This is a genomic window from Vibrio sp. Isolate32 (assembly GCF_022397955.1).
GTDB lineage: Bacteria > Pseudomonadota > Gammaproteobacteria > Enterobacterales > Vibrionaceae > Vibrio.
Genome location: NZ_JAKEUQ010000016.1, coordinates 67,639 through 80,204, shown reverse-complemented (window position 1 = coordinate 80,204; position 12,566 = coordinate 67,639). Strand labels below are relative to the sequence as shown.

The 12,566-nt window shown below is 43.2% G+C and carries 7 protein-coding genes and 2 pseudogenes; 6 read left to right on the top strand and 3 right to left on the bottom strand.

All coding sequences use genetic code 11. The features are described from left to right. Nucleotides 1–23: 23 nt before the first annotated feature. Both L1D11_RS13420 and L1D11_RS13415 read right to left on the bottom strand, forming a co-directional pair. Complete coding sequence (locus L1D11_RS13420; RefSeq protein WP_239833161.1) at nt 24–206, bottom strand: Flp family type IVb pilin; 183 nt, start codon at nt 204–206, stop codon at nt 24–26. 69 nt (nt 207–275) lie between these two features. Continuing rightward, complete coding sequence (locus L1D11_RS13415) at nt 276–5,108, bottom strand: DUF1566 domain-containing protein (RefSeq protein WP_239833177.1); 4,833 nt, start codon at nt 5,106–5,108, stop codon at nt 276–278. Between the two features lie 266 nt (nt 5,109–5,374). On the opposite strand from L1D11_RS13415, the gene L1D11_RS13410 reads away from it, so the two are divergent. From L1D11_RS13410 to L1D11_RS13385, 6 genes and pseudogenes are all read left to right on the top strand, one after another. Next, on the top strand, nt 5,375–7,366 hold the full coding sequence (locus L1D11_RS13410) for a hypothetical protein (protein ID WP_239833160.1): 1,992 nt from the start codon (nt 5,375–5,377) through the stop codon (nt 7,364–7,366). Nucleotides 7,367–7,623: 257 nt separating this feature from the next. Beyond that, a pseudogene (locus L1D11_RS13405) lies at nt 7,624–8,330 on the top strand (ISAs1 family transposase); the annotation flags it as partial. 4 nt (nt 8,331–8,334) lie between these two features. Then, nucleotides 8,335–9,111: pseudogene (locus L1D11_RS13400) on the top strand (ISAs1 family transposase); the annotation flags it as partial. A gap of 312 nt (nt 9,112–9,423) precedes the next feature. Continuing rightward, on the top strand, nt 9,424–9,711 hold the full coding sequence (locus L1D11_RS13395) for a UxaA family hydrolase (protein ID WP_239834664.1): 288 nt from the start codon (nt 9,424–9,426) through the stop codon (nt 9,709–9,711). A gap of 25 nt (nt 9,712–9,736) precedes the next feature. Further along, complete coding sequence (locus L1D11_RS13390) at nt 9,737–10,903, top strand: UxaA family hydrolase (protein WP_239834663.1); 1,167 nt, start codon at nt 9,737–9,739, stop codon at nt 10,901–10,903. Nucleotides 10,904–10,986: 83 nt separating this feature from the next. Further along, the gene (locus tag L1D11_RS13385; RefSeq protein WP_239834662.1) at nt 10,987–11,709 is read left to right on the top strand and encodes a GntR family transcriptional regulator; all 723 of its coding nucleotides are present in this window, start codon (nt 10,987–10,989) and stop codon (nt 11,707–11,709) included. On the opposite strand, the gene L1D11_RS13380 is transcribed toward L1D11_RS13385, so the two are convergent. Beyond that, on the bottom strand, nt 11,701–12,429 hold the full coding sequence (locus L1D11_RS13380; RefSeq protein WP_239834661.1) for a GntR family transcriptional regulator: 729 nt from the start codon (nt 12,427–12,429) through the stop codon (nt 11,701–11,703). The genes L1D11_RS13385 and L1D11_RS13380 overlap by 9 nt on opposite strands. Nucleotides 12,430–12,566: the final 137 nt, after the last annotated feature.

Genomic DNA, 12,566 nt, shown 5'->3' with positions numbered 1-12,566 from the left:
CCTTTAATTTGCAATAAACGGGCTTACTCTGAGGCTTGTTGTGCGTTTTTTAGTTGGTCGACTACAGTACCGTAGGCGTCACTGATAGCTGTAGTTAGCTCACCGTTCTCACCGCCAACAAAATTGAGTAGTACGACTGCCATTGCTGCTGCGAGAATGGCGTATTCGATTGCGGCTGCACCGCGTTGCTTTTTCTTGTTCAACATTTCTTGTTTCCTAGATGAAAACAGCCTCAGCAGAGGCTGTTGTAGTAATTAATAAGAGATTTTGAGTGCCTATTGGGCAACGAGTCGGTATAGGTAACGGCCGTCGTAACTTTGAGTGCCAACTTGGTTTTCATCCATGGTTGTCATGTTCAATCCGAGGACACGACCATAAGGAGCGGGATCGCTGGTGATATAGGAACTATGGTTGGAATAACCTCCACCAGTTACTTCGTTAAACTTGAAGACATCCGCATTGATAGGAAGTAATCCATACAGCTCTGCTTTCGATGGATAGCGCCAGTTCGCTTTGCCACACACCTTTTGTGTATTTCGTGTTGAAATTAAAGGTGTTACCTCTACGTATTTCTTGAAACGACTGCTGTCTCCGTTGGTAAACAGTTGCCAAACGAGCTTGCTGTCAGTGTCTTGCGCGCAAATCGCATTTTGGCGATCGGCTACTACGTTCCCATGCATATCTAGGTACTGGTATGTTGTCGCTTTTTCTCTAACCAGACGCCCTAAGATGACGGCATCTTCAGTACCACCGACTGCCGAACGACGGACATCTTGGTAGCTGCGTTCAGAGCTGTAGTTTGTGATGTATTGTTTGGCGTCCTTTGCTTGATTCGACCAGTAATAAAAGATCACGCCGCCATAAGAGCTATATTTGTCGTATTCCGGATCCAGCCCTCGGTGATGAGGGAACGCATCTGTATCGATTGTTATGGTCGAGTTTGAGCTAGATATTGCTTTAGTTTGTAGTGAAAGTAGCTGAGACAGCGCTGGTACTTTCCAATCATTGAAGCCACATAAGTTCGCATCATTAGTGCTTTCTAGCAGGCCGTTACTGCCTAAGACACTCGCGACACCAGATGCCGAAGCGTCATAAGCAAGATCGTCAGCACCTTTTGGTCGGCCGTCTTTGAGCAGTGTCCAAACTCGGCGTTTGCCTGTGGTGTTAGTGTCCTCGACACAACGCCAGCCTTGTTGGTAGGTGGTGTCTTTTGGTAGGTAGTTACCTAACTCGTCCAATTTAGCGAAGCGGTTGCTGACCATTGCGTCTGTTTGAGAAACGCTAAAGCCATTGTCTTTTGCCAGTTTCAGTCCATCTTTTGCTAGCACTTTTGATTGTACTAAGTTGTGGATTGTGGCCGTTGTGTTCATCTCAGTGACAAACTTCTGGAACAATGTACTTAGGGTGGCAAATTCCGAGCCTAGCGTTTGTGTTGATGTATTCAGCTCGCTTACGAGCGAATTAACCATGCCATATTGATACTCTAAGTCTGAGATAGCCTTGTATAGGTCTAAACTTGCTTGGTGAATATCCTTAGCCAGTGACGCAGAGCTTAGTGCGTTGGTTGAGCTTGATAGAGTTACGGACTTTTGCTGCATGAACGCCAATTTTTGAGCAAACTCAGAACCAGAGACTAATGCGCTCAGTGCAACGGTGTTTTGTTCTAATTTAGCGACTTGTTCCTTATACGCTTTGACCTTGTTAATGAATTCAAGGCTCTCAGCATCAGTTCGGCTTTGAGCAACAGACGCCTGAAATTCAAGAGCTTTTAGCTTTAGCTTCGTACTCTTAAGATCATCTGCCCATGGTTGGGTTAAAGCCTGCAGTTCTACTACTTTAGCCTGAGCTTCCGTTTCTAATGCAGCGTAACCTTTGCTCTTAGATTGGTTGGCGGTTAGCCAGGTTTCTAAATAAAGCTCTGTAGCGCTAATCTTCGTATCTTGTGTACTCAGAAAGGTGGTTATTTCAGTCGTCGCGCTATTTATACCAGTGAGTAACTTTGTACCTGATGGCAATTGCCATTTAGCGTATGCGTATTTTGAATAATATTGCTCAACAGATTCTTGGCCTTTGTTGATAGTGACAGCGACGCCACTTTTATCCGCTAATACATTCACTGACTGATTCGATACCAAGTAACCACTTCTTAGATTTGAAGGGAGTGTTGCAGGATCTCTCTGCGACAACGTGATCACTTCATTGGTGTCTGGAAGTGTCCAACCAGTGATATCACAAGCAATGAGTCGAGCGACTTTATCGAAGACGGTATCGGTTTCTGAAGAGAATCGCTCCGCCCAAAACGTCGGCTCCCCTTGTCCTTTATCGTTGTATTCAGCAATACAATTGAGCGAGTACGTATTCCATGAACCGTTGTAACTAAAATCAGCGGCTTGCGAGCGGGTTTTCATCGGTACGAATTTTAGGCCGATAAAGCGACTGCTTGCTGCTGTTGCCCAAAGCGTGTCGCTGGCTGAGTTTGCGACACCTTCTTTCGCATGTGCTTTTAGTCGGATACCGACATTAGCATTGTCATATGCTTCAGGGCCAATGAACTGTGGGTTCGAAACAGCAGGGTGCCAAGTCAGGCCTTTGTCGTTGGTGAACTCATAGTGTTCAGCTTCATCAAAGCGAACAGATTGGCCATCAACGTTAGCCGTTAGATAGTCCCACTCAAAACCATTGGTCTTGATTGGGTTTGAGCCAGTGAAAGTGTTAGTGATTTCAGGCGAGGTTGGTGCTGGAATCTCAAACACTTTGGTGAAGGCTTGTGTGGTTAATGCTGCTACGCCATGAGGCATGCCATTCGTCGGATTTTGAGCGACGCGTAATTGAACCTCACCGATACTCTTGTCGAGGTTACCGATCACAACCGGTTTTGCGGTGACTTTAGTCCAAGTAGAACCTGAGTCGAGCGTGATTTCGAAATGCTCTGGTTGTGTGAATTTGCCAAAGTATGTCCAATCTAGCGTGTTGTCCGTATCGTTCACCACTAGGCCTGTCGGAGCATTGGGTGCAGATGGACGAACGGTAAACGCAGTATTATTTGTCAGCTCTGATCCACTAGGACGACCGGTAATTGGGTCTCGTTTGACTCGCACTTGAATTGAGTCGATAGCGTAAGCTTGATCGTTTAACTGATAAGGTTTCTGAGTAACAGCTATCCAACCAGTGTTGAGCACATTGATCTCGTAATCCGCAGCATCTGAGAAGCCTGTTACGAATGTCCAATCAAATGTATCTAACCCATCGTGAGTGATTGGAGATGTTGGTGCCGATGGCTTGTCAGGTGTCACCGAATATGGCTTATCTGAGCACAGCGTTTCACCAGGATCATGTTGAGGATCGGTTCCTGCTTTCACTCTCACGCAGACTTGTCCCTTAGCAAACGTCTCATCTGGGATTGCTTGTGGGTTGTTAGTTACCGAGCTAAATGTAAGACCTCTGTCTAGTGAGTATTCGTAGAAGTCATTGCCTGCAAACTCTGTAACTTCTGTCCACGCAAACGTGTTTTCAGCATCATCAATAATCGGCAGGGTTGGTGCAACAGGCTGGTTTTCTGAGCGAGTGAAAGCCGTACCAATCACTAGTGGATTGCCTGCAGGGCGAGCATCTTGCAAATTTGATTTTACACGGATAGAGATGCTGTTAGCCGGAAGTGAAACGTTGCCAACCACATAGGGAAGTTCAGTGACAGTATTCCAACCGTTACCTAGATTAATCTCGTAGAAAGATGGCGCATCATATCCAGAGACCCAAAGCCAGTTGATCTGATTAGTGCTGTCGTTTGCAAAATCCAGCACAGGTTTTACTGGTTGCGCTGGGGTTACTGTCATCGGTTTGTCTGAAATAGCACTTAAGCCGGTCGGGTGACCTAGGGAGTCGTCTTTCGCAATACGTACTTTTAGATGCCCAACTGGAATATCTAAGTCTTGAATGCGTTGAGGTTTTTCGGTTGCTTTTACCCAGTTAGCCCCGTTATCTAGAGAGTACTCGTAAAGAGAGAATTCATTGAAAGAATCGACCAGCGCCCAATCAAATTCGTTGCTTGCGTTGTCCACTGTAACCCAAGCGGGTGCTGCCGGGACTGTCGTAAGCGTAAATGCTTTGCTTGAAAGAAGCGGTTTACCTGCTGGAGTATTACGAGCACTAGAGGCTGCGACTCGTACCTGAATAGCGCCTTTATCGAATGCCTGTTTTCCAACCACAATTGGTTTGCGAATCACAGTAGACCAGGTGCTACCCGAATCTAAGGAATATTCGTAATCTGTGTTTTGGTTGAATCCACGCACAAACTGCCAGTTGAAAGTGTCTGATGCATCATTGACTTTACCGTGCTTGGGCGCTGGTGGCTTAACCACGATTTCACTACCGTCGATATCTTTTTGCGAGACTTTGAGCTGCTCTCGGTACTCCTTGCCTAGTTGCTCCAGAGCACCCTCTGTCCCAGACGCACCGTGTGAAAGTCGATCCGTTTTGGCTTTGAACTCGACCAAATCAAGATCAGCAAGTTTGTACATTGCACCTTTACGGGCGTTAACTTGGTCGACACCTGCGTCTACCGAAGCCTTTTGAGCTTCTTGCAGTACGCGAGTCACACCACGCGCAAACATGTGCACTTCACGACTTTTCGCTGAATTTGATGCAGAGTAATCACCTAATGCTAGGCTTTTGTCGATCCCTAGGTCGTTAGCAACAAGCTCAGTCGCATCATCGAAGCTGATACCGCTGGTCTTTGACACACTGGCAATCAGTGAGGTAACCGGGCTCACTACGTCCGAGTTGTTACTTGGTACTTCTAAGGTAAACCCAGACTCAATTGCTTGGTTGGGGGAGTCCATATCTACGGTGATGCCTGCTACGGCCTCAACCAGCACTTTGTATTGAGCCACATCATCGTCGACATTGAGTTGGAATTGTCCTTTGGCGTCCGTCGTCGCAATTTCTCCATCGGCAGAATCACACATCGCATTGCTGTTTTTGTCTAAACAGACCTTGGCTTTGTGCAAATAACCATCTAACGCTATGCCTGAAATGTTCGAGGATTTTGGCTGAGTTTGTGACTGGCTAAGCTTGGGATCTGACTCTGCACCACCACAAGCAACAAGCATTGTAGAGACGAGTGAAACACCCGCTAATTTGTATGGATTCCTTACCACTTGAACTCCAAAAGATTTATAAATTACCCGCAAGAAAGGCTGAGAATATTAATTTAAATGATAGTAGTTATCAATATCATTTGATCTTTTATTTCGTTAAGTGATTTAATAGCAAAATAAAATACTATCAACGCAACAATAAACTAGGTGAATCGGTCGAAAAAATGCACAATAATTTTTTAGTATGCAAACTATCACTAGCTATATCTAGTGTCTTAATGGTCGCAGGATGCGGAGGCGGTTCTGATGGCGAAAACCCAGTTGGATCTACTACTTCAGGCTATGCATTTCAAAGTTCATTAGTATGTGCTGATGCAGATCTGAATGGTGTATGTAGTGAGCAGGAAAAGCAGCTTGAAGAGGTTTCTGGTTATGCAAAACAGCGCCAGTATGATGGTGCAATTTTAACCGCCTCACCGAGTATGGCGTTGGTTACCCCATTCACCACTTTGATTCATAGTGAGATGATGTTTAATCCTGGCGTCAGTAACAATGTTGAACAAGCTAAGGTCTCACTTCAAAGTAAATTGGGTGACCATGTTGGTGTTAATTTTGCCTCACTAGATACAACGTACGGCCCTAAAGCTCAGTCTAATGTGTTGCTAAAGTCGCTGAAAAAGGCACAAACTGAAGGGAAGCAAGCTGCATACACCAATATCGCTCATGCGCTCGACCTCATGATCGAGCATAAAACGTTGGATCTGTCAGGCGTCGATGTCGCGGGGACCGCTTCGAGGCACTTACAAATAGAGGATGTTCTGGTTGTTCGCGGTTCACAATCAGTACCACAGTTATCTGGTGCGAAGTCGATTGCTCTCAACCCAGCGAGCAGTCAGATAGTGTTTCTAACGGCGAATGATGTCGTGATGCAAATCGATAGCTCTTCACGTAATAAGCCAGTGACTCTTGATAATGGTTTGGCGTCCCAAGCTAATTCTGGCTTGATTAGTATTCGTTCTCACGACGACGATTACGATGATCATGATGACGATGACGATGACGATGACGATGACGATGACCACCATGGAGGCGGAGATATACCGGTAGAGTCTAATGAAATCATTCAGTTAGTACCTACATTGAATGGTAGCCAAGCCTATAAAGTTTATAAACCTACGTCTTACGCCTCACCGACGGCGAGTGATATTTGTAATAGTAAAGGTGCCAATGGCATCTTCTTATCTAATCTAACCAGTACCAATAATAATAGTGTTGTAAAGGTATTTAAGGTTGATACCTACAGTAGCCGAAGCGGAGGAACGCTGCCGCCAATTCCTAAACCTAAACCTGCTGAAACTCCTGACTCTAGTCAATCATGTATCAACGATAACTTTACAAAAGTGATTCCATTGCTGCAAAGCGGTTCGTTGTTGGCAGTTAAGAATACCGGTAGTTCGATTTACTCGCAGCAAGAGCTTAGATCACTAAGTGCTGACAAGTTAGCGATGAATAATTGGCGTCACGCACTTAAATCCTCTTCGCCGCAGATAATGCCATCTTACGACCAAAGTGAAGCTTTGATTGTTTATAAGAATTATTTTTCGAGCGCCAACTTAGCGGCTGAGGTTATTGATACGACCAACCTATCGACGAAGATGACGCTTGATAAGTTGAACATGAAAACAGCCAATATTGTAGCGAACCAGCAAATTTTGTTGGGGCTAGATAATAACAAGCTTGAATGGGTTTCAAACTCGATTCAGCAAACGGTACTTGGGGAGTTGGATGTCGATTCCACCATCAGTAAGATAGCAACATCGAAGGATGGCAAAATAAGTGCGGTTGCTACAGCGAACACTCTCTATATCGTTGATAACACGAATAGAACCTTGGTAGTGAAAGAGGTGTTGAGCAGTTCGGCAATCAACTCTTTGTATGTATTGGCTGAAAAAGTGATTGCGCTGACTTCTTCAGGAGTAGATTACTATCAATTCCGAAATATTAGTGGTCCAGCTCTTAAAGTTGGCAGCCAACTGGTAACAAAAGAACTCCTAAAAAAATGGGAAGACAGTGGAAACTCAAGCTGGAACTCTACTAACTTGGGCTACATTCTTTCTCAAACAGGAACGGAAAGTAGCATTTCTGATAAATTCAAAAATGTTAACCTTTCATTCTCTCCTTCTAACGCAACAACCTCGAGTGGTATCACTGGAGTAAACGTTAGCGGCTTAGAACGAGGCGAGTGGTTAACCTTCTATAAATCTCTATAAGAGTTTTTGTTAGTGAAAGGGGGGAGTGGAGGTTAGCTCCCTTCTTTTTACATTTTTGCCTCTAAGCTTTATTAAATAATTTCCCCTGCATATCATTATTACCACCCAATATTTACTCGCCATATAAGCATAGAAAAACAAAAGTTAATTATTTGTTACTCGACATAAAACCGGCGTATGATACAGGGCGGGATCGCACTTTGTTAACAAATATGATCTAATAGCGCCAAATCCATAATCACACAGCCACTTTCGCTTTGAACTTAATCGAACACCTATCAGTCGTCCGAGGTACTCGATCAGATATTAATCAGAAGCATGACCTTATAGACGTTATGTTCCTTGTGATTAGCGCCATCGCACCTGGATGCGATGGATGGCAAGATATTGAATTGTTTGGGAAAGATAAACTAGATTGGTTGAGGAAATACAGACCATTCGAACATGGCATTCCACGTCGACATACAATAGCCCGTATTTTGCGTTCAGTTGTTGCAGAATCTTTGCTAGAGGCATTAGCCCTCTGGATTAACGAACAAAGCACGAGTCAAACAAGCCGATTATCGCATTCGATGGAAAAGTGCTTCGGGGCTCATACCGAAATGACAAAAAAACAGCGTTACAATTGGTCACTGCCTACGATACTGAACGTGGTCTTGTACTGAGTCAAAATCCGACTGAGAACAAGAATGGCGAGATCAACGTTGTACGGCAACTGCTTGATGTTATAAATGTAAAGGGTAGTGTTGTTACAGTTGATGCACTGCATTGTCAGCGTGAAACACTAGAAAAAATCAAAGAAAAACAAGCGCATGTTGTTGTTCAGGTTAAGAATAATCAGCCTAAGCTTAGAGCGGCTGTTGTGGCGCAGTTCAAAGCAGTTTTTGATGCTGGTAAAGAGAAAATAGTCACCGAGGTCAAAGAGAAACAACATGGTCGTAGTGAAGAGCGATACGTGTTTCAGCNTGCTTGATGTTATAAATGTAAAGGGTAGTGTTGTTACAGTTGATGCACTGCATTGTCAGCGTGAAACACTAGAAAAAATCAAAGAAAAACAAGCGCATGTTGTTGTTCAGGTTAAGAATAATCAGCCTAAGCTTAGAGCGGCTGTTGTGGCGCAGTTCAAAGCAGTTTTTGATGCTGGTAAAGAGAAAATAGTCACCGAGGTCAAAGAGAAACAACATGGTCGTAGTGAAGAGCGATACGTGTTTCAGCTAAAGGCTAAATTACCCGACGAATTAGCGAAGAAATGGGCGACGATAAGAAGCATCATAGCAGTAGAACGCCATCGAGTGATCAACGGAAAAGGCACTGTAGATACCTCTTACTACATTAGTTCTTTGTCGCCGAACCACAAGCTTTTGGGCCATTATATTCGCCAGCATTGGCGGATTGAGAGCAGTCAACATTATGTTTTAGATGTTGTTTTCAAAGAAGATAGCTCTCGAATTACTTTAGATGGTGCCGTTGAAAACATTGCATTGTTTAGACGTTTTGTGATGAATATGCTCAAGCAATGCGAATGGCGGATTGAGAGCAGTCAACATTATGTTTTAGATGTTGTTTTCAAAGAAGATAGCTCTCGAATTACTTTAGATGGTGCCGTTGAAAACATTGCATTGTTTAGACGTTTTGTGATGAATATGCTCAAGCAATGCGAATGTGGTGCGCCGAGTCAAAAAGTGAAGCTGAAGAAAGCGGGTTGGAACGATGATTATAGGGCAAGAGTTTTCTTTGGGTTATAAATCCATCAAAGTATGCTCCCGCCCTGATTCCTACCCAGTCTGAAAACCTGAATGCCTAGCGATGTCAACATGTTTGGATTTTTTTGTAGCAATAAGGTTCAACATCGACCTGATGGTCACCTCTTGCCATTCTCTATGTAAATTATTTTTAAATCTCAATAAAAATAGAAAATTTCGTTAATTCAATAGTTAATAAAAAATTACTGATTCATTATATGTCTTATATAAGACATATAATGAAATACATCTTGCATAAATGTTGCTGTATTGTTAAGTTTTATGGAGACTAATAATCAACAAGAGGATACTGGGATGAGTGAGACTCACTTTCTGATACATGATAGTAATGATTCAGTTGGCGTAGCCGTCGTTGAAACGATTAAAGCAGGGATGGAGGTTGTCGGTTATAAGATGGATACTAATGAAGAGGTTCGTTTAACAACATTAAGCGATATCCCGCTGGGTCATAAGATTGCGTTGGCAGACCTCGATATTGGCGATACCATTTTTAAATACGATCAAGACATGGGTAAAGTGGTTCAGCCTATCAAGAAAGGCGAGCATGCGCATGTTCATAATATTAAAACAAAGCGTTGGTAATCACAGGATTTAGGAGAATAAGACTATGACTTCAAAAACATTTATGGGTTACCGTCGTGAAAATGGTCGTGTAGGTATCAGGAACCATGTTTTGGTTTTACCGTTAGATGATATCTCAAATGCTGCTTGTGAAGCGGTATCAAATAACATCAAAGGTACGATTGCTATCCCGCACGCCTATGGTCGTTTACAGTTTGGCGCCGATCTTGAGTTACACTTTCGCACTATTATTGGGACAGGCTGTAACCCGAATGTAGCCGCTGTCATTGTGATCGGTATTGAGCCTGGTTGGACGCAGAAAGTGGTAGAAGGAATCGCAAAAACAGGCAAACCGGTTGCTGGCTTCTCAATTGAGCAAAACGGTGATTTAAATACGATTGCGAGTGCATCACGCAAGGCTAAAGAATTTGTTCATCATGCAACGACCCTTCAACGTGAAGAGTGTCCAGTTAGCGATCTTTGGGTCGCTGTTAAGTGTGGTGAGTCTGATACGACATCGGGCTTGTCAGCAAACCCTACCGTGGGTAATTTTGTTGATAAGATGGATGCCGCTGGCGCCACATTATGCTTTGGTGAAACATCAGAAATTACAGGCGCTGAACGTATCGTTACTGGCCGTGCTGCAACACCGGAAGCTGCTCAAAAATTCATGAAAACGTGGAGTTCTTACAACGATTTCATCATGGCAGAGAAAACGGATGACTTATCTGATTCGCAACCAACAAAAGGTAATATTGAAGGCGGTTTAACAACCATAGAAGAAAAGGCTTTGGGTAATGTTCAGAAAATCGGTAAACATACAAAGTATGTCGATGTTCTTGAGCCTGCAGAAGAACCTGCGAAAGGTAATGGTTTGTATTTCATGGATACCTCTTCAGCCGCTGCAGAGTGTAATACATTGCAAGCTGCCGCAGGATATGTGTTGCACTTGTTCCCGACAGGACAAGGTAACGTTATTGGTAACCCTATAATGCCAGTCATTAAAATTACGGGTAACCCACGTACAGTTCGTACTATGAGTGAGCATATCGACTTAGATGTTTCTGCTATTTTGCGACATGAAATGACACTCGACCAAGCTGGTGATGCACTGATTGAACAAGCTATTGAAGCTGCTAGTGGCCGTAATACAAGTGCTGAAGTTCTTGGACACCGCGAGTTCTCACTAACAAAACTTTACCGAAGCGCATAATTCACGCTTAGAGTCGGCTAATTAATCGAAATTAGCCGGCTTTTTATTTTTCACACCTTTTACAAGGGTAAGGTTTCATCATTATGGATACACCAAGCTTTCTGCCTTTATACACCCAAGTGAAAGAGTTAATGATTAAGCGCATTACAGACAGTCTTTGGCTTCCTGGAATGTTGTTACCCAGTGAGAATGAGCTAGCTAAAGAGTTGAAAGTAAGTCAAGGCACTGTGCGTAAAGCGCTTGATGAAATGGCTTTAGACAAATTGGTTGTGCGAAAACAGGGAAGGGGAACTTATATTACGGAGCACGACAACCAAAGAGATTTGTTTCATTTTTTTCATTTAGTAAATAGCAAAGGTGTCGGTAAGAATTTACCTGAAAGTCATGTTATCACTATCGAAGAAGGGGTTTGTACCCAACAAGAATTAGAGCTGTTGGAACTGCAACCTACTGATGAAGTGATTAGAGTCTCGAGGGTCCGGTTATTGGAAAATAAACCTGTGATATATGAGCTGATTTCGGTGCCTAAAAGCTTGTTCCCATACTTAAGTGAGACGGAAGCAAACCTACCTAATTCGTTGTATTCATTGTATGAAAGTCGATACGGTGTTTCAGTAGCTAGGGCCTCAGAATGGTTGTCTGCCCGAAGCGCTAACCAATACACATCTGAACAATTGAAGATAGAAAATGGAGCGCCGATTCTCACTATTCGACGTTTGGCTTACACTCTTAGCCACCGTCCTGTGGAGTTACGTGTTAGCCATTGTAATACAGAAAATCATCATTATTTGTCTGAATTAATTTAGTTCATTAAAGTAAGAATAGTTCTCTGTTAAGCAATAACTGATCCTCAGCTCAATGGGAGTGTTATCCAATGCCATGGCTAGACGCTCTATTTTCAATATTGGACTGCCGGTTTGGATGTTGAGATATTTAGCCGTTGCTTCTTGTGCAGCGATTGCACTCAAATTTTCATTTGCTTTGGTGACTGATTGGAAAAATTCTCGCTGATAATAGCTATATAAATTGTTCGGTAATGTATCTTTTTCGATTTCACGAGTGAATATTGAAGAAGGTAATACGATGTATTCCAATATCGCAGGATGACCTTCCAGTAATCTTCCTCTTAGAATTTCTATCACTTTTTCGTTTTTAGTCAGGTTCAACTTTTCAGCTTCAAGTTTTGTTGCCACTCGTTTAGTTGAAGATATGACTTCACTGTTTGGCGCCTGTCGATTACCATTTTGGTCCACGAGTTTGAAAAAATGGAAAAGCGTTTTTTCGTCGGTGTGCTCGGCAATAAATGTGCCTCTTCCTTGCTTGCGAATTACAAGCTTTTCAGTAGACATTTCATCCAATGCTTTACGCACGGTACCTTGACTAACATTCAGCTCTTTAGCAAGCTGTTGTTCGCTAGGTAGGTGCATGCCGGGTTTCCATGATTTATCGATAAGCCTTTGGATAAAAAGTTGTTTCACCTGAGAATAAAGCGGTTGGTATTGGGTAAGTCCGTTTGCGTTTGTCATTTTCTCGCTCGTTCTGTTACTAAAAATTATTCAGCTCAATAGGATTGACAACAGACGGCACTATGCCCTTTTCGTTTTACTACGTCAAATTAAGGATGAAAAGTGGAAGGAAAATGGGAGAAAAAGGAGAAGAGAAA

What these genes read in the sequence shown, in the direction of transcription:
- L1D11_RS13395 (WP_239834664.1), top strand. Translation starts at nt 9,424, where the DNA reads ATGAGTGAGACTCACTTTCTGATACATGATAGTAATGATTCAGTTGGC.
- L1D11_RS13385 (WP_239834662.1), top strand. Translation starts at nt 10,987, where the DNA reads ATGGATACACCAAGCTTTCTGCCTTTATACACCCAAGTGAAAGAGTTA.
- L1D11_RS13390 (WP_239834663.1), top strand. Translation starts at nt 9,737, where the DNA reads ATGACTTCAAAAACATTTATGGGTTACCGTCGTGAAAATGGTCGTGTA.
- L1D11_RS13420 (WP_239833161.1), bottom strand. Translation starts at nt 206, where the DNA reads ATGTTGAACAAGAAAAAGCAACGCGGTGCAGCCGCAATCGAATACGCC.
- L1D11_RS13410 (WP_239833160.1), top strand. Translation starts at nt 5,375, where the DNA reads ATGGTCGCAGGATGCGGAGGCGGTTCTGATGGCGAAAACCCAGTTGGA.
- L1D11_RS13380 (WP_239834661.1), bottom strand. Translation starts at nt 12,429, where the DNA reads ATGACAAACGCAAACGGACTTACCCAATACCAACCGCTTTATTCTCAG.
- L1D11_RS13415 (WP_239833177.1), bottom strand. Translation starts at nt 5,108, where the DNA reads ATGCTTGTTGCTTGTGGTGGTGCAGAGTCAGATCCCAAGCTTAGCCAG.